Below are 14,899 nucleotides of genomic sequence, written 5' to 3' on the forward strand. Positions count from 1 at the left end.
TTTCATTCCTGAATGAACGTTAAGGCTCGGCTGCGCATGATACTGATCCGGACAGTAAAAGCCAGCCCAGTGTCGCGACGTGAAAGCAACTATGGAGCCAGATTTGCTCGCTGCAGCGACGCAAGTCCGGTCACTCGACTGCCGAGGCAGCATCACGCCGCGCCGCACGCCTGCCGAGCAGGCTGGCGACCAGCAACCCGGCCTCGAAAAGCAGGCAGATCGGCACCGCCAGCAGGGTCTGCGAGAACATGTCCGGCGGCGTCAGCACCATGCCGATCACAAACGCACCGACGATGACGTACGGCCGCCCCTTGCGCAGCGCCGCGATGTCCACAAAGCCCAGCAGCACCAGCAACACCACCACCACCGGCACCTCGAAGGCCACGCCGAACGCCAGAAAGAGCGTCAATGCGAAGTCCAGGTAGCTCGACACATCGGTCATCACCAATACCCCGACCGGAGCGGCGGACGCGAAAAAGCCGAAGATGATCGGAAACACCAGGAAATACGCAAACGCCATCCCGAGGTAGAACAGCAACACGCTGCTGATCAGCATGGGCAGCGCGAGCGTCCGCTCGCGCTGGTACAGGCCGGGCGCCACGAACGCCCACACCTGGTAAAACACGAATGGCATGGCCAGATAGACCGCCAACATCATGGCGAACTTGAACGGCGCCAGGAAGGGTGCCGCAACGCCGGTGGCGATCATCGAGGCGCCTTCCGGCAGGCGCTGCATCAGGGGCTGTGCCAGGACCGAATAAAGCCGGTTCGAGAACGGCATCAGCGCAGCCATCAGCACCACCACCGCCGCCACCGAACGCAGCAGGCGGGTGCGCAGCTCCAGCAGGTGCGACATCAACGACTGCGTTGGGGCCTGCTCAGCGCTCATCGTCAGCCGGGGCTGCCGCCCGGTCGGGCGTCGTCACGTGCGCCTCGGTCAACTCTGCGCGCGAGGCCGCCACTTCGCGGCCCAGTTCCTGGACCGGCTCCGCCAGCCGGCGTGCCTCTTCACGCAGTGTCTGGCGCAACTCCTCGGCCTTGAGCTCACGATCGACATCGGCGGTAAAGCGCTGCACGGTGGCACGCAAACGCCCCACCCACAGGCCGGCCGTGCGGGCGGCCTGCGGCAAGCGCTCGGGACCGAGCACCAGCAGGGCGATGACGCCAACCAGCACCAGCTCGCCGAAACCGACATCGAACACGCGGGCTAGCCGTCCTGACGCTCGCGCTTGACCGCGCTGTCCGCCGCTCGCGCGGACTCACTGCCGTCGGCCAGGCGTTCGGCCTCGTGGGTGAGATCGTCCTTCTCGCCTTCCTTCATGGAGTTACGAAAGCCCTTGATGGCACCGCCCAGATCGCCGCCCAGGCTGCGCAGACGCTTGCCACCGAACAGCACCAGCACGATGGCCAACACGATCAGCAACTGAAACGGGGAAATTCCGCCTAAACCCATGATTGCGTTCTCCTGTTTGCAGTCCTGAGCGGACTGCCATGTATCGCTGCCGGTCAGGCAGCCGGCAGCGTGATCAAGTCGATTTTCGGCTGGCCTTCTCGTCCAGCCCCGAGCGCCCGAAACGGCGTTCGAGTTCCGCCAGCACGTCGTCGACCGACAGATTCTGCGCCACCAGCACGACCATCGTGTGAAACCACAGATCGGCGGCCTCGGCGACGATGCGCTCGGGCACCCCATCCTTGCCGGCCATGACCAGCTCGGTGGCCTCCTCGCCGATTTTCTTGAGCATGCCGTCCAGGCCGCCGGCGTACAGGCGCGCCACGTAGGAGGTGTCCGCCGCCGCCCCGCGGCGCGCTTCGAGCACCGCCTGCAGGCGGCTCAGCACCTCACTCATGGCCGCCTCCGGCCGGATAAATGGTGTTGGGCGCGCGCAGCACCAGCTCGTCGCTGACCCACTGACCATCCGTCAGACGCTGAAAAAAACACCGTTCGCGGCCGGTATGACAGGCAATACCACCCTGTTGTTCCACCGTCAGCAGCACCGTGTCGCCGTCGCAGTCCAGGCGCAGCTCGCGCACGATTTGCGTGTGCCCGGAGGTCTCGCCCTTGCGCCACAGCCGCCCGCGCGAGCGGGACCAGTACACGGCAATGCCCTCGGCCGCCGTGGCGGCGAGTGCCTCGCGGTTCATCCACGCCATCATCAGAACGCGGCCGGTGCCGGCGTCCTGGGCGATGGCCGGCACCAGACCCCGTTCGTCCCAGCGCACGGCATCCAGAAAATCAGGCATCGGCCAGCACCGGATCGTCACGGCGCACCACCACGCCGGCCGCTGCCAGGTGCGCCTTGGCCTGGTCGATGCTGTAGTCGCCGAAATGAAAGATGCTGGCCGCCAGCACCGCGTCGGCGTGCCCCAGCAGCACGCCGTCGCGCAGGTGATCCAGATTGCCGACGCCGCCCGACGCGATCACCGGCACCGGCACGGCGTCGCTCACGCGGCGCGTGAGTTCCAGGTCAAAGCCCTCGCGGGTGCCATCGCGGTCCATGCTGGTCAGGAGCAGTTCGCCGGCGCCCAGGGCCACCATGCGCTGCGCCCACTCGATGGCATCGAGGCCGGTGGCGCGCCGCCCGCCGTGGGTGAACACCTCCCAGCGCTGCGGACCGACCTGCTTGGCGTCGATGGCGACCACGATGCACTGGCTGCCGAACTGCTGCGCCGCCTCGGCCACCAGCTGCGGCCGCTGCACGGCGGCGGTGTTGATCGACACCTTGTCGGCGCCGGCCACCAGCAGGCGGCGGATGTCTTCCACGCTGCGCACGCCGCCACCGACCGTGAACGGGATGAATACCTGCTCGGCGACCGCTTCGACCACGTGCAGCAGCGTGTCGCGGTCGTCGGCGCTGGCGGTGATGTCCAGGAACACCAGCTCGTCGGCGCCGGCTTCGCTGTAGCGCTTGCCGGTCTCCACCGGGTCACCGGCGTCGCGCAGTTCGACGAAGCGCACGCCCTTGACGACGCGCCCGTGGTCGACGTCCAGACACGGGATGATGCGCTTGGCGAGCATCGGTCAGGCGCCCAGTTCAACCACACGCCGCAGCGCCGTCGGCAGGTCAAGACTGCCCTCGTACAGGGCGCGGCCGATCACCACACCGGACACGCCCTCGCCGGCGACGGCGCACAGGGCTTCGATGTCGGCCAGGTTGGTCACGCCGCCGGAGGCGATCACCGGCACCGTCACGGCGCGCGCCAGCTCGACCACGCTGTCCACGTTGACGCCGCGCATCATGCCGTCGCGGCCGATGTCGGTGTAGATGATGGCCTCCACGCCGTCGCGCTCGAAGTGCTGGGCCATGTCGAGCACATTGTGCTGCGACAGCTTGGACCAGCCGTCGATGGCCACCTTGCCGTCGCGGGCATCCAGACCCACGATGATGTGGCCCGGATACTCGGTGCAGGCATCGCCCACGAAATGGGGCATGTTCACCGCCTGCGTGCCCAGGATCACGTAGCGCACGCCGGCGTCCAGATAGGCCTCGATGGTGTCCTCGTCGCGGATGCCGCCGCCGACCTGCACGTCCACGCCAGCCACCGCGGCCGTGATGGCGGCGATGACCTTGGCGTTGACCGGCCGGCCGGCCACGGCGCCGTCCAGATCCACCACATGCACGCGCGTGGCGCCCTGCTCCACCCAGCGGCGTGCCACGGCGACCGGATCGTCGTCGAACACCGTCACGTCATCCATGTGCCCCTGGCGCAGGCGCACGCACTTGCCGCCCTTCAGGTCGATGGCGGGTATCAGCAGCATCAGTCCTCTCCTCGGGTAGTGCCGTCCCAGCTCACGAAGTTGGCCAGCAGACGCAGGCCCGCGTGATGACTCTTTTCCGGATGAAACTGTGTCGCCAGCAGATTGCCACGCGCCAGCGCGCAGGTGAACGCCGTGCTGCCGTGCTGGCTGCGCCCAAGCACGAGTGCCTCATCCGCGGGGCACACGTAGTAACTGTGCACAAAGTAGAACCACGCGCCATCCGGGATGCCGGCCAGCACGGGATGCGATTTCGTGAAGCCGACCTGGTTCCAGCCCATGTGCGGCACCTTGCGCCGCTCGCCGCCGGGCAGCAACTCGCCGTCCGCGAAGCGCTGCACGCGCCCGGCGACCAGACCCAGGCCGGGCACACCGCCGTCTTCCTCGCTGAACTCCAGCAGCGCCTGCAGGCCAAGACAAATACCCAGGAATGGTTTGTTCAGCGCCGCCTCGCGCACCGCCTCGGCGAGGCCGTGACCGGCCAGGCGGGCGACACACGAGCCCATCGCGCCCTGACCGGGAAACACCACCCGCGCCGCGCGGCGGATCACGGCCGGGTCGCCACTGACCCGCACGCGCGCACCGACGTGCTCCAGCGCCTTGGCCACCGACCGCAGGTTGCCCATGCCAAAGTCGATGACGACGGTGTCATTCATGGCGCGTCAGGAAAACCGGCCGGTTGCTGTCAAAGACTGCCCTTGGTCGACGGCACACTGCCGGCGGCCCGCGGATCGATGGCCAAGGCCGCACGCAGTGCCCGGCCGAAGGCCTTGAACACGGTCTCGGCGATGTGGTGCGCGTTGCCGCCACGCAGGCAGTCGATGTGCAGCGTCACCAGGGCATGGTTGACGAAGCCCTGGAAGAACTCGCGCAGCAGGTCGACGTCGAAGTCCCCCACCCGGGCCCGCGGATAGTCCACCGCGTAGACCAGCCCCGGCCGGCCGGAACAGTCCAGCACCACCCGTGACAGCGCCTCGTCGAGCGGCACGTAGGCGTGGCCGTAGCGGGTGATGCCGGCGCGGTCGCCCAGCGCCTGCTGCACGGCCTGGCCGAGTGTGATGCCGATGTCTTCCACCGTGTGGTGGGCGTCGATGTGCAGGTCGCCGGTGGCCTCGACCGTGATGTCGAGCCCGCCGTGGCGGGCCACCTGTTCGAGCATGTGGTCCAGGAACGGCAGGCCGCTGGCCAGCTTCGAGGCGCCGCTGCCGTCCAGATTCACCTGAACCCGGATGTCGGTCTCGCGGGTGGTGCGCCGGATGTCGGCGCTGCGCTGGCTGTTCATACCGTACCGGTCAAATGCGCCCGCAGGGCGGCAAGCAGGGCCTCGTTCTCGGCCGCCGTGCCGACCGTCACCCGCAGGCAATCGGTCAGCAGCGGATGGCCGCCATGGACGTTCTTGACCAGTATACCGGCCTGTTGCAGCGCCCCGTGCGCGGCCGGCGCCTGACCGGGCGGCAGACGCAGCAGGATGAAATTGGCGTCGCTCGGGTAGACCGTGACGCCCGGCAGGGCCTTCAGTTCCTGCGACAGGCGATGGCGCTGCTCGCAGATGCGCGCCGCCTCGCCGGCCAGCCGGTCCGCGTGGGCCAACGCGAACTGCGCAGACAGCTGCGTCAGGGTGTTGATGTTGTACGGCAGCCGAGCCTTGTCGAACTGCGCCAGCCAGTCGGGATGGCCGATCAGATAGCCCAGCCGCAGGCCGGCCAGCCCCACCTTGGACAGCGTGCGCAGCACCAGCAGATGATTGAACTCCAGCAGCCAGGGCAACACGCTGCGCCCGGCGAACGGGAAGTAGGCCTCGTCCACCACCACCAGGCCGGGCGCGGCGCCGATCAGCGCGCGCAGCTCGGCCGGATCGAACAGCCCGGCCGTCGGATTGTTCGGACAGGCCAGATAAATCAGCGCCGGCTGGTGGCGCTCGATGGCCGCCCGCATGGCCGGCAGGTCCAGACCGAAATCCGCCCGCAGCGGCACGTCGATCACCCCCAGGCCCGCCACGCGCGCGATCAGCGAGTACATCGAGAAGGTCGGCGTGGGCAGCAACACGCTGGCGCCGGGCCGGGCCAGACAGATGTCGATCAGCTGGATCAGCTCGTCCGAACCGTTGCCCAGCAGCAGCCCGCAGCCGGGCGGTACGCCCGCCTGGCGCGCCAGGGCCTGCACCAGCTCGGCCGGGTGCGGCAACGGGTAGCGGTTCAGTTCCACGCCACGCAGGCCGGCCAGCCATTCTTCCTCGAGCCCACCCGGCCACGGATAGGGATTCTCCATGGCATCCAGCTTGAGCAGGCCCGCCGCCGGCGGCACGTGGTAGGCACTCAGTGCCCGAATTTCCGGCCGCAGCAAGGCGTCGATGCGCGCGGCCGTCGATGCCGTCGATCGGGTCACGACTGCTCCAGCCGGCATTCGGCCGAGCGCGCGTGGGCGCTCAGACCCTCGCCACGGGCAAGCTGCGCGGCCAGCGGCGCCAGCGCCGCAGCGCCGGCGGCGCTCAGACCGATCAGGCTGCTGCGCTTCTGGAAGTCGTACACGCCCAGCGGCGAGCTGAAGCGCGCCGTGCGCGCCGTCGGCAGCACGTGGTTGGGTCCGGCGCAGTAATCGCCGATGGCTTCCGGCGAGTAGGCACCCAGAAATATCGCCCCGGCGTGGCGAATATGCGGCAACAGGGCCTGCGGGTCGGCGACCGCCAGTTCCAGGTGCTCGGGCGCAAGATCGCTGGCCAGCGTGGCTGCCTCGACCAGATCGCGCGTCAGAATCAGCGCCCCGTGCTGGCGCAGCGCCGCCTCGACGATGGCGTGGCGTTCCAGCCCCGGCAGCAGGGCCGCCATGCGCTCGGCCACCCGGTCCAGATAGGCCGCATCCGGGCACAGCAGGATGGACCGCGCCTGCTCGTCGTGCTCGGCCTGCGCGAACAGGTCGTAGGCCAGCCAGTCGGCCGGGGCGCTGCCGTCGGCGACGATCACGACTTCCGACGGGCCGGCGATCATGTCGATGCCGACGGTGCCGAACACCTGCCGCTTGGCGGCCGCCACGTAGCGGTTGCCCGGACCGACGATCTTGTCCACGGCCGGGACGGTCGCTGTGCCGTAGGCCAGCGCCGCCACCGCCTGCGCACCGCCGATGCGAAACACCCGATCCGCGCCGGCGATCCCCGCCGCCGCCAGCACCAGCGGGTTCTCGATACCACCCGGGGTGGGCGACACCATGATGATTTCAGCAACCCCCGCCACCTTGGCCGGAATGACGTTCATCAGCACGCTCGACGGGTACGCCGCCTTGCCGCCCGGCACATACACGCCGACCCGGTCCAGCGGCGTCACACGCTGGCCGAGCACGCTGCCATCGGCTTCGGTGTACTGCCAGGACTCCTGGCGCTGGCGCTGGTGGTAAGCGCGCACGCGCCCGGCAGCGGCTTGCAGCGCGCTGCGCTGGGCAGGCGTAATCGCCGCCACGGCCGCGTCGAGGCGCGTGCGGGGGATTTCGAGGTCGTCTGCGCCGGCAGGAATCCAGCCGTCGAAGCGACGCGTGCAGTCCAGCAGCGCCTCATCGCCGTGCTCGCGCACCGCGCTCAGGATCGCCTGCACCGGCGCCTGGACTTCGAGATCGTCCGGCGCGCCAGCGGCCAGCAAGTTGGCGAAAGCGGCCTCGAAACCGGCCGCCCGACTGTCAAGCCGGCGCATCGGCCACCTGCCGCGTCAGGGCTTCCAGTGCGCCGATCAGCTGTTCCAGCGCGGGCTGCTTGAGCTTCATCGAGGCCCGGTTCACGACCAGGCGCGAGCTGATGTTGGCGATATGCGCCAGCGGCGCCAGGCCGTTGGCGCGCAGCGTGTTGCCGGTATCGACCAGGTCCACGATGCAGTCGGCCAGGCCCACCAGCGGCGCCAGTTCCATCGAGCCGTACAGCTTGATCGGCTCCACCTGCACGCCGCGCTCGGCGTAGTAGCGCTGGGTGATGTTCAGGTACTTGGTCGCCACGCGCAGGCGACCGGTCGGCAGCGCCACGTCTGCGCGTCCGCACACCATCAGCCGGCAGCGGGCTATCCCCAGGTCCAACGGCTCGTACAGACCCTCTCCGCCGTGCTCAAGCAGCACGTCCTTGCCGGCGATGCCGGCGTCAGCCGCGCCGTAAGCGACGTAGGTCGGCACGTCGGTGGCACGGATGATGATCAGCTGCACGCCCGGTGCTGTGGTATCGACGATCAGCCGCCGGCCGATGTCGCCCGCCGGCGCAATTCCCACCCGCGCCAGCAGCGGCAGGGTCTCGTCCAGGATGCGGCCCTTGGAAACCGCGATGCGCAGACCTTCCATGACTGACTCAGGCCGCGCGGCGATCCGGCACGCGGCGGATGTCGGCGCCCAGCTGCGCGAGCTTCTCCTCGATGCACTCGTAGCCGCGGTCGATGTGATAGATGCGGCTGACCTGCGTCTCGCCGACCGCCACCAGGCCGGCCAGCACCAGCGACGCCGAGGCGCGCAGGTCGGTGGCCATCACCGGCGCCCCGGTCAGGCACTCGACGCCGCGGATGAAGGCCGTGGAGCCTTCCAAGCGCACGTCGGCGCCCATGCGCTGCAGCTCCTGCACGTGCATGAAGCGGTTCTCGAAGATGGTCTCGGTGACCGTGGCGGCGCCCTCGGCGATCATGTCCAGCACCATGAACTGCGCCTGCATGTCGGTCGGCATGGCTGGATACGGGGCGGTGCGCAGGCTGACCGCCAGCGGCCGGCGGCCGTGCATGTCAAGGCTGATCCAGTCCGGGCCGGTGTCGATCCGCGCGCCCGCGTCGCGCAGCTTGTGCAGCACGATTTCCAGCAGCTCGGGACGGGTGTCCTTGAGCTTGACGCAGCCGCCGGTGAGCGCGGCGGCGATCAGGTAGGTGCCGGTCTCGATGCGGTCGGGCACCACCGTGTGGTGGGCGCCGTACAGGCTCTGACGCCCTTCGATGATGAGCGTGTCGGTGCCCGCGCCCTGGATGTGGGCGCCCATGGCGGTCAGGCACAGCGAAAGATCGGTGATCTCCGGCTCGCGGGCGGCGTTCTCGATGATGGTGGTGCCCTCTGCCAGCGTGGCCGCCATCATCAGATTTTCGGTGGCGGTCACCGACACCAGGTCCATGACCAGATGGGCACCGTGCAGGCGCGGCGCCGTGGCCTTGATGTAGCCGTTCTCGACCCTGATCTGGGCACCCATGGCGGCCAGACCGTCCAGGTGCAGGTTGACCGGCCGCTGGCCGATGGCACAGCCGCCCGGCAGCGACACCTCGGCCTGCCCGAAGCGCGCCAGCAGCGGCCCCAGCACCAGAATCGAGGCACGCATGGTCTTGACCAGATCGTAGGGCGCGAACTGGTTGGTCACGGTGCGCGGATCGACCTCGACCTGCATCTGCTCGTCCACGGACACGGTGGCGCCCATGCGCCCGAGCAGCTCCAGCGTGGTGGTGATGTCGTGCAGGTGCGGCACGTTGGCGATAGTCATCGGCCCGTCGGCCAGCAGGGTGGCGGCAAGAATCGGCAAGGCCGCGTTCTTGGCACCCGAAATACGGATTTCGCCGGTCAGGCGCGCACCGCCCTGAACGATAAGTTTTTCCAAGGTGGATCCTGGCCTGCGCTGCGAGTAGCCGGCACCGGGGCCGGCGCAATGATCAGCCCTTGACGGACTCCAGCAGTTCCTGCAATTCACCGCTCTCATAGAGCGCCTGCATGATGTCGCTGCCGCCGACGAACTCGCCGCCGACGTACAGCTGCGGAATGGTCGGCCAGCTGGAGTAGGCCTTGATGCCCTGGCGCACTTCATCGTCCGCCAGCACGTTGACGGTTTCGAACTCGACGCCGCAGGCCTCCAGCATCTGGATCGCCTTGCCGGAGAAGCCGCACTGCGGGAAGCGCCGGTCGCCCTTCATGAACAGCACCACCGGCACCGCATTGACGAAGCGGTCGATTTTTTCGATTACATCCATGGCCATGACCTCACGTGGGGGAGTGGGAGGTTTAACGCTGTTCCCAGGCGGCGCGCGTGAAGGTGCGCAGCGACAGGGCGTGCACCGCATCGTCGTGCATCTGCCCGGCCAAAGCCTGGTAGACCATCTGGTGCTGCTGCACCAGCCGCTTGCCGGCGAAGGCGTCACACACCACCACCGCCTCGAAATGGCGACCGTCGCCGTCGACAAGGGCCAGCGAGTCCGGCAGGCCCTTTTCGATGAGTTGCTTGATGGTTGCAGGGTCCATGACCGGGACTCTTGGCGTGCAGATCGCAACTGGGGAAGCGCAGGAGCAGCGGCGCCTTCCGGGCCTCAGCCGCGCAGCTTGTAGCCGCGCGAAAGCAGGCGCAGGCACAGTATACACAAGGCCGCATTGGCCCCGGCCATGACCGCCACGCTCAGCCACGGCGATACGTCCGAGTGGCCGAAAAAGCCGTACCGGAACCCGTCGATCAGATAGAAAAAGGGATTCGCGCGCGACAGCGCCTGCCAGGCCGGCGGCAGACTGTGGATGGAATAGAACACGCCGCTCAGATACGTCAGCGGCAGAATCACGAAATTCTGCACCGTTGCCACCTGGTCGAACTTGTCGGCCCAGATGCCGGCCAGCAGGCCGCAGGTGGCCAGCAGCCCGCCTCCGAGCAGGCCGAACACGAGCAGCAGCAGCGGATGCACCACCGTCGCGCCCAGATAGAAGAAGGCCACCACGTAGACGCCGATGCTGACCACCACCGCCCGCACCAGCGCCGCGCCCACGAAGGCGAGATAGAACTCCAGATGCGACAGCGGCGCCAGCAGCACGAACACGATGTTGCCGGTGACCTTCGAGAAAATCAGGCTGGACGAGGTGTTGGCGAACGCGTTCTGGATGATGGTCATCATCATCAGACCCGGCACCAGAAACTGCGGATAGCTGACGCCGGGATACACCTCCACCCGACCGGCCAGCGCATGCGAGAAGATGAACAGGTACAGCAGCGCGCTGATTACCGGCGCGGTCACGGTCTGCATGAACACGACCGTGAAGCGCTTGACCTCCTTCAGGAACAGCGTCCACAGGCCGGGCCAGTTGCCGATCATGCCGCGACCTTCACGCACCGGCGGGCAGGTGATGCCCGGCGGTCAGTTCCAGGAACACCTGCTCCAGCGTCTGCTCCCGGGTGCTGATCTCCAGCACCGACAGCCCGGCAGTGTGCAGGGCCGAAAGCACACGCGACAGGTCGTCGCCACCCCGCTGCAGGCGCAGCACCAGCCAGCCGTGTTCACGGGACACCAGGCAGGCGACGACTTCGGACGGCAACTGGTCCGGCTCGCTGGCCAGGCGCACATGCACCTGGTACCAGGGATGGCGCCCCAGCAGGCTGCGCTTGTCGTCCAGCGCCACCACCGTGCCGTGGCTCATGATGGCGATGCGGTCGCACATCGCCTCGGCTTCTTCCAGGTAATGCGTGGTCAGCACGATGGTCATGCCCTCGTCGTGCAGGCGCTGCGCGAAGGCCCACAGGGTCTGGCGCAGTTCCACGTCGACGCCGGCGGTCGGTTCGTCCAGCACCAGCACGCGCGGCTTGTGCACCAGCGCCTGGGCAATCAGCACCCGCCGCTTCATGCCACCGGACAGATTGCGCATGTTGGTGCCGGCCTTGTCGGCCAGACCCAGCGCCCGCAGCAACTCGTCGATCCAGGCCCGGTTGCTGCGCGCCACGCCGTAGTAGCCGGCCTGGATGCGCAGGAAATCGCGCACCTCGAAGAATGGGTCGAACACCAGCTCCTGCGGCACCACGCCGATGGCCCGGCGCGCCGCCACTGCATCGCGCTGCACGTCGTGGCCAAGCACCGCGGCGGAACCGGCATCCGGTCGGGTCAGGCCGGCAATGATGTTGATCAGGGTCGACTTGCCGGCGCCGTTGGGTCCGAGCAGGCCGAAGAATTCGCCGGGCTGGATTTCCAGGTCCACCCCGCGCAGGGCGTGGACCTGCCCGAAGTGCTTGTGCAGTTGCCGGACGGCGATGGCCGCGGTCATGGAGCAGCCAGGCTGGCGTCGATCTGATCCAGTTCGCTCACCTCGGCCAGGCTGCGCAGCGCCGCAGGAACGGCGGTGAATTCCACCTGTACGCCCTTTTGCCGGCCCAGGCGCAGCCACTCCACCAGCAGCGCCAGCGCTGCACTGTCGACCGCGGTGACGCCGGAAAGATCGAAGCTCAGCCGCTGGCGGGGCCGAAACAGCGGCGCGCTGTCCGCCAGGCGCGCGCTCACGGTCGCAAAGGTCAGCGGACCGTCGACCCGCACCCGGCCATCCGCGTCGACGTTCATTGCGCGCCGATCAGGAGTTGGCGCTGCGGTTGCGCTCGGACAGCTGCTTGAGCAGGCCATCCATGCCGTCGCGCTTGATGATGGCCGAATACTCGGACCGATAGGTCACCACCAGGCTGACGTTCTCGATGATCACGTCATACACCTTCCACTCGCCGCTGCGGTTGGTGAGCAGGTAGTCCACGCTCACCTTGGGACCGTCGGGACGGATGATCTCGGTACGCACGGTGACCCGATCGGCCCCGGCCGGCGCCTGCGCCGGCAGGTAATTGAGCTTCTCGCTGTCGTACTGGCGCAGCGCCGTGCCGTAGGTGCGCAGCAGCAGGTCCGAGAATTCGGCGATGAACTGCTCGCGCTGGGCCGGCGTGGCGGTGCGCCAGTTGGCGCCCAGCACCCACTGCGCGGTGCGCTCGCGGTCCAGGCGCGGGAACACCACTTCGCGTACCAGCGCGAACAGCGCATGGTCATCCTGGTAGCGGGCCCGGTCGCTGCGCAGGCTGTCGAGCACCCGCTCGGCCGTGTTGCGAACCACCGCTGCCGGATCATCGGCCGCCGAAACGAGCATCGTTGTGCCGCTCAAGGCCAGGCCCAGCAGGGCCGCGGCGAAACGCTTGATCATCACTTGCTTCCCTCTTTGTCACTCTTGCCGGCCTGCCCGTACAGGAACTGGCCGATCAGCTGCTCGATCACCAGTGCCGACTGGGTGATTTCGATTTCGTCACCGTCCTTGAGCGGGTCCGGCGCGCCGCCCGGATCGAGGCCGATGAATTGTTCGCCGATCAGGCCGGCGGTACGGATCGCCGCCACCGTGTCCTGCGGCAGGTTGTCGTAGCGGGCGGTAATGGCCAGTTTGACCACCGCCTTGAACTGTTCGTTGTCGAAATCGATGGCTGCCACGCGCCCGACCCGCACGCCGGCCACCGTGACCGGCGCCCGCACGCGCAGGCTGCCGATGTTCTCGAAGCGCGCCACCACGGTATAGGCGTCGCCATCGCGATACTCGGCCAGGTTGCTCGCCCGCACCGACAAAAAAGCCAGCGCCGCCAGACCCAGCGCCACGAACAGACCGACCCACAACTCGACGGTACGCGATTGCATGAAAGCGGATTCTCCTCAGGGCTCGCCGAACATCAGCGCGGTGAGCAAAAAGTCTGCGCCCAGTACCGCCAGCGAGGCGGTCACGACGGTGCGCGTGGTGGCGCGACCGACCCCTTCCGCGGTCGGCACCGCATCGTAGCCCTCGAACACCGCAACCCAGGTCACCACGGCGCCGAACACCACGCTCTTGATGACGCCGTTCAGGATGTCGTCGAAGAAATCGACGCCGCTTTCCATGTGCGACCAGTAGGGCGCAGGGTCCAGTCCCAGCAGCTTCACCCCGACCAGATAGCCGCCCAGAATGCCGACCGCGCTGAACACCGCCGCCAGCAGCGGCAGACTGATGAAGCCGGCCAGCCAGCGCGGCGCCAGCACGCGCCGGAACGGGTCCACGGCCATCATTTCAAGCGCCGACAACTGCTCGGTGGCCTTCATCAGGCCGATCTCGGCGGTCAAGGCCGAACCGGCACGGCCGGCGAACAGCAGGGCGCTCAGAACCGGCCCCAGCTCCCGCACCAGCGACAACGCCACCACGATGCCAAGGCTGCTCTCGGAGCCGAAATCGACCAGCGTATTGTAGCCCTGCAGGCCCAGCACCATGCCCACGAACAGGCCGGACACCAGGATGATGACCAGCGACAGCACGCCGACGCTGAACACCTGCTTGGCCAGGCGCCGCGGCGCCAGGAACTGCGCCGGCACCGCCGCCAACAGCGGCAACAGGAACCCGCCGGCCCGGCCGAGTCGGGCCAGACCCTCCAGCGTGCGCGCGCCCAGCCCTTGCAACGGACCGATCACGACGCATCCGCCAGCAGGTCGTCGCGGTACTCGACCGCCGGGTAGTGAAAATGCACCGGGCCGTCGGGCTCGCCGCTCAGGAACTGGTGCACCATCGGTTCGGTCGAGGCCAGCAGATCCTCGGGTTTTCCATGGCCGATCACCTTGCCCTGCGCGATCACGTAGGCGTAATCGGCGATGCGGCAGGTCTCATGGATGTCATGCGACACCACCAGACTGGTCAGGCCAAGCGCCCGGTTCAGGGCGGCAATCAGCCGCGTCAGGATGCCCATGGAAATCGGATCCTGCCCGGTGAACGGTTCGTCGTAGAGGATCAGCATCGGGTCCAGCGCGATGGCCCGCGCCAGCGCCACGCGCCGCGCCATGCCGCCGGACAGCTCGCTCGCCATCAGGTCGCGCGCGCCGCGCAGGCCGACCGCCTGCAGCTTCATCAGCACCAGCGAGCGCAGCAGCGCCGGCGACAGGTCGGTGTGCTCGCGCACCGGGTAGGCCACGTTGTCGAACACGTTCAGGTCCGTCAGCAGCGCACCGCTCTGGAACAGCATGCCGATCTGCTTGCGCAGCGCGTACAGGTCCGACCTGGACAAGGTGGTCACTTCCTGGCCGGCCACCTTGATGGAGCCGGCCTGCGGCCTGAGCACACCGCTGATCAGCTTCAGCAGCGTGGTCTTGCCGGTGCCGCTGGGGCCCATCACGGCGGTGATCCTGCCGCGCGGGATATCGAGGTCCACCCGGTCGAAGATGATCCGCGCGCCGCGCCGGAAACTGAGGCCACGGATCTGGATCAGCGGCTCAGCGGCGACACTGTCTTGGTTGTTATTCATGGAGGGGTGTGCGGCAAGGGCGCGCAAGTCTCGGCCTTGCCCGCGGGCACTGTCAACCGGCTGTAATTTCTGGAACCGCCATGCGCCGACGTCGCCTGCCAGACCTGCGACGGCCGTTCGCACGCGCTGGCTCGTGGCGTTTG

The 14,899-nt window shown here is 68.0% G+C and carries 22 protein-coding genes; all 22 read right to left on the reverse strand.

What is annotated here, in order from left to right; genetic code table 11:
- Nucleotides 1-130 precede the first annotated feature (130 nt).
- Complete coding sequence (tatC, locus tag PG2T_RS04335; protein WP_236953293.1) at nucleotides 131-856, reverse strand: twin-arginine translocase subunit TatC; 726 nt, start codon at nucleotides 854-856, stop codon at nucleotides 131-133.
- A gap of 22 nt (nucleotides 857-878) precedes the next feature.
- Nucleotides 879-1,202, reverse strand: coding sequence for a Sec-independent protein translocase protein TatB (gene tatB, locus PG2T_RS04340; RefSeq protein ID WP_068802991.1), 324 nt, complete (start codon nucleotides 1,200-1,202; stop codon nucleotides 879-881).
- A 5-nt stretch (nucleotides 1,203-1,207) separates the two neighbouring features.
- On the reverse strand, nucleotides 1,208-1,453 hold the full coding sequence (locus tag PG2T_RS04345; RefSeq protein WP_068802992.1) for a Sec-independent protein translocase subunit TatA: 246 nt from the start codon (nucleotides 1,451-1,453) through the stop codon (nucleotides 1,208-1,210).
- Nucleotides 1,454-1,526: 73 nt separating this feature from the next.
- Nucleotides 1,527-1,847, reverse strand: coding sequence for a phosphoribosyl-ATP diphosphatase (locus tag PG2T_RS04350; RefSeq protein ID WP_068802993.1), 321 nt, complete (start codon nucleotides 1,845-1,847; stop codon nucleotides 1,527-1,529).
- On the reverse strand, nucleotides 1,840-2,241 hold the full coding sequence (gene hisI / locus PG2T_RS04355; RefSeq protein WP_068802994.1) for a phosphoribosyl-AMP cyclohydrolase: 402 nt from the start codon (nucleotides 2,239-2,241) through the stop codon (nucleotides 1,840-1,842). Before hisI ends, PG2T_RS04350 begins: the two co-directional genes overlap by 8 nt.
- Nucleotides 2,234-3,016 (reverse strand): imidazole glycerol phosphate synthase subunit HisF, encoded by a 783-nt coding sequence (gene hisF / locus PG2T_RS04360; protein WP_068802995.1) that lies wholly within the window; start codon nucleotides 3,014-3,016, stop codon nucleotides 2,234-2,236. Before hisF ends, hisI begins: the two co-directional genes overlap by 8 nt.
- A gap of 3 nt (nucleotides 3,017-3,019) precedes the next feature.
- Nucleotides 3,020-3,757 carry a 1-(5-phosphoribosyl)-5-[(5-phosphoribosylamino)methylideneamino]imidazole-4-carboxamide isomerase gene (gene hisA / locus PG2T_RS04365; RefSeq protein ID WP_068802996.1) on the reverse strand — a complete coding sequence of 246 codons (738 nt, stop codon included), beginning with the start codon at nucleotides 3,755-3,757 and terminating at the stop codon, nucleotides 3,020-3,022.
- Nucleotides 3,757-4,410 carry an imidazole glycerol phosphate synthase subunit HisH gene (hisH, locus tag PG2T_RS04370; protein WP_068802997.1) on the reverse strand — a complete coding sequence of 218 codons (654 nt, stop codon included), beginning with the start codon at nucleotides 4,408-4,410 and terminating at the stop codon, nucleotides 3,757-3,759. The genes hisA and hisH overlap by 1 nt, the downstream gene beginning before the upstream one ends.
- A gap of 29 nt (nucleotides 4,411-4,439) precedes the next feature.
- Nucleotides 4,440-5,036, reverse strand: a complete 597-nt coding sequence (hisB, locus tag PG2T_RS04375; RefSeq protein WP_068802998.1) for an imidazoleglycerol-phosphate dehydratase HisB — start codon at nucleotides 5,034-5,036, stop codon at nucleotides 4,440-4,442.
- Nucleotides 5,033-6,157, reverse strand: a complete 1,125-nt coding sequence (gene hisC / locus PG2T_RS04380; protein WP_068802999.1) for a histidinol-phosphate transaminase — start codon at nucleotides 6,155-6,157, stop codon at nucleotides 5,033-5,035. Before hisC ends, hisB begins: the two co-directional genes overlap by 4 nt.
- The gene (hisD, locus tag PG2T_RS04385) at nucleotides 6,136-7,431 is read right to left on the reverse strand and encodes a histidinol dehydrogenase (protein WP_068803000.1); all 1,296 of its coding nucleotides are present in this window, start codon (nucleotides 7,429-7,431) and stop codon (nucleotides 6,136-6,138) included. Before hisD ends, hisC begins: the two co-directional genes overlap by 22 nt.
- On the reverse strand, nucleotides 7,418-8,059 hold the full coding sequence (gene hisG / locus PG2T_RS04390) for an ATP phosphoribosyltransferase (RefSeq protein ID WP_068803001.1): 642 nt from the start codon (nucleotides 8,057-8,059) through the stop codon (nucleotides 7,418-7,420). Before hisG ends, hisD begins: the two co-directional genes overlap by 14 nt.
- 7 nt (nucleotides 8,060-8,066) lie before the next feature.
- Entirely contained in the window at nucleotides 8,067-9,338 is a 1,272-nt protein-coding gene (murA, locus tag PG2T_RS04395; RefSeq protein WP_068803002.1) for a UDP-N-acetylglucosamine 1-carboxyvinyltransferase, read from the reverse strand.
- 52 nt (nucleotides 9,339-9,390) lie between these two features.
- The gene (gene grxD, locus PG2T_RS04400) at nucleotides 9,391-9,705 is read right to left on the reverse strand and encodes a Grx4 family monothiol glutaredoxin (RefSeq protein WP_068807727.1); all 315 of its coding nucleotides are present in this window, start codon (nucleotides 9,703-9,705) and stop codon (nucleotides 9,391-9,393) included.
- Between the two features lie 31 nt (nucleotides 9,706-9,736).
- On the reverse strand, nucleotides 9,737-9,973 hold the full coding sequence (locus PG2T_RS04405; protein ID WP_068803003.1) for a BolA family protein: 237 nt from the start codon (nucleotides 9,971-9,973) through the stop codon (nucleotides 9,737-9,739).
- A gap of 65 nt (nucleotides 9,974-10,038) precedes the next feature.
- The gene (locus PG2T_RS04410) at nucleotides 10,039-10,806 is read right to left on the reverse strand and encodes an ABC transporter permease (protein WP_068803004.1); all 768 of its coding nucleotides are present in this window, start codon (nucleotides 10,804-10,806) and stop codon (nucleotides 10,039-10,041) included.
- A gap of 10 nt (nucleotides 10,807-10,816) precedes the next feature.
- Nucleotides 10,817-11,746 (reverse strand): ABC transporter ATP-binding protein, encoded by a 930-nt coding sequence (locus PG2T_RS04415; RefSeq protein WP_068803005.1) that lies wholly within the window; start codon nucleotides 11,744-11,746, stop codon nucleotides 10,817-10,819.
- Entirely contained in the window at nucleotides 11,743-12,036 is a 294-nt protein-coding gene (locus PG2T_RS04420) for an STAS domain-containing protein (RefSeq protein WP_068803006.1), read from the reverse strand. The genes PG2T_RS04415 and PG2T_RS04420 overlap by 4 nt, the downstream gene beginning before the upstream one ends.
- 10 nt (nucleotides 12,037-12,046) lie before the next feature.
- Entirely contained in the window at nucleotides 12,047-12,655 is a 609-nt protein-coding gene (locus PG2T_RS04425) for an MlaC/ttg2D family ABC transporter substrate-binding protein (protein ID WP_068803007.1), read from the reverse strand.
- Nucleotides 12,655-13,134 (reverse strand): outer membrane lipid asymmetry maintenance protein MlaD, encoded by a 480-nt coding sequence (gene mlaD, locus PG2T_RS04430; protein WP_068803008.1) that lies wholly within the window; start codon nucleotides 13,132-13,134, stop codon nucleotides 12,655-12,657. The genes PG2T_RS04425 and mlaD overlap by 1 nt, the downstream gene beginning before the upstream one ends.
- A 15-nt stretch (nucleotides 13,135-13,149) precedes the next feature.
- Nucleotides 13,150-13,932 (reverse strand): lipid asymmetry maintenance ABC transporter permease subunit MlaE, encoded by a 783-nt coding sequence (gene mlaE / locus PG2T_RS04435; RefSeq protein WP_068803009.1) that lies wholly within the window; start codon nucleotides 13,930-13,932, stop codon nucleotides 13,150-13,152.
- Nucleotides 13,929-14,756: an ABC transporter ATP-binding protein gene (locus tag PG2T_RS04440; RefSeq protein WP_068803010.1), complete on the reverse strand. Its 828-nt coding sequence runs from the start codon at nucleotides 14,754-14,756 to the stop codon at nucleotides 13,929-13,931. The genes mlaE and PG2T_RS04440 overlap by 4 nt, the downstream gene beginning before the upstream one ends.
- Nucleotides 14,757-14,899: the final 143 nt, after the last annotated feature.

Origin of the sequence: Immundisolibacter cernigliae, from assembly GCF_001697225.1 — a bacterium.
GTDB classification, from domain to species: Bacteria; Pseudomonadota; Gammaproteobacteria; order Immundisolibacterales; family Immundisolibacteraceae; genus Immundisolibacter; species Immundisolibacter cernigliae.

Excerpts from the sequence above, each read along its gene's own strand:
- tatC (WP_236953293.1), bottom strand. The coding sequence starts at position 856 with ATGTCGCACCTGCTGGAGCTGCGCACCCGCCTGCTGCGTTCGGTGGCG.
- PG2T_RS04345 (WP_068802992.1), bottom strand. The coding sequence starts at position 1,453 with ATGGGTTTAGGCGGAATTTCCCCGTTTCAGTTGCTGATCGTGTTGGCC.
- PG2T_RS04350 (WP_068802993.1), bottom strand. The coding sequence starts at position 1,847 with ATGAGTGAGGTGCTGAGCCGCCTGCAGGCGGTGCTCGAAGCGCGCCGC.
- hisI (WP_068802994.1), bottom strand. The coding sequence starts at position 2,241 with ATGCCTGATTTTCTGGATGCCGTGCGCTGGGACGAACGGGGTCTGGTG.
- hisF (WP_068802995.1), bottom strand. The coding sequence starts at position 3,016 with ATGCTCGCCAAGCGCATCATCCCGTGTCTGGACGTCGACCACGGGCGC.
- hisA (WP_068802996.1), bottom strand. The coding sequence starts at position 3,757 with ATGCTGCTGATACCCGCCATCGACCTGAAGGGCGGCAAGTGCGTGCGC.
- hisH (WP_068802997.1), bottom strand. The coding sequence starts at position 4,410 with ATGAATGACACCGTCGTCATCGACTTTGGCATGGGCAACCTGCGGTCG.
- hisB (WP_068802998.1), bottom strand. The coding sequence starts at position 5,036 with ATGAACAGCCAGCGCAGCGCCGACATCCGGCGCACCACCCGCGAGACC.
- hisC (WP_068802999.1), bottom strand. The coding sequence starts at position 6,157 with ATGCCGGCTGGAGCAGTCGTGACCCGATCGACGGCATCGACGGCCGCG.
- hisD (WP_068803000.1), bottom strand. The coding sequence starts at position 7,431 with ATGCGCCGGCTTGACAGTCGGGCGGCCGGTTTCGAGGCCGCTTTCGCC.
- hisG (WP_068803001.1), bottom strand. The coding sequence starts at position 8,059 with ATGGAAGGTCTGCGCATCGCGGTTTCCAAGGGCCGCATCCTGGACGAG.
- grxD (WP_068807727.1), bottom strand. The coding sequence starts at position 9,705 with ATGGATGTAATCGAAAAAATCGACCGCTTCGTCAATGCGGTGCCGGTG.
- PG2T_RS04405 (WP_068803003.1), bottom strand. The coding sequence starts at position 9,973 with ATGGACCCTGCAACCATCAAGCAACTCATCGAAAAGGGCCTGCCGGAC.
- PG2T_RS04410 (WP_068803004.1), bottom strand. The coding sequence starts at position 10,806 with ATGATCGGCAACTGGCCCGGCCTGTGGACGCTGTTCCTGAAGGAGGTC.
- PG2T_RS04415 (WP_068803005.1), bottom strand. The coding sequence starts at position 11,746 with ATGACCGCGGCCATCGCCGTCCGGCAACTGCACAAGCACTTCGGGCAG.
- PG2T_RS04420 (WP_068803006.1), bottom strand. The coding sequence starts at position 12,036 with ATGAACGTCGACGCGGATGGCCGGGTGCGGGTCGACGGTCCGCTGACC.
- PG2T_RS04425 (WP_068803007.1), bottom strand. The coding sequence starts at position 12,655 with ATGATCAAGCGTTTCGCCGCGGCCCTGCTGGGCCTGGCCTTGAGCGGC.
- mlaD (WP_068803008.1), bottom strand. The coding sequence starts at position 13,134 with ATGCAATCGCGTACCGTCGAGTTGTGGGTCGGTCTGTTCGTGGCGCTG.
- PG2T_RS04440 (WP_068803010.1), bottom strand. The coding sequence starts at position 14,756 with ATGAATAACAACCAAGACAGTGTCGCCGCTGAGCCGCTGATCCAGATC.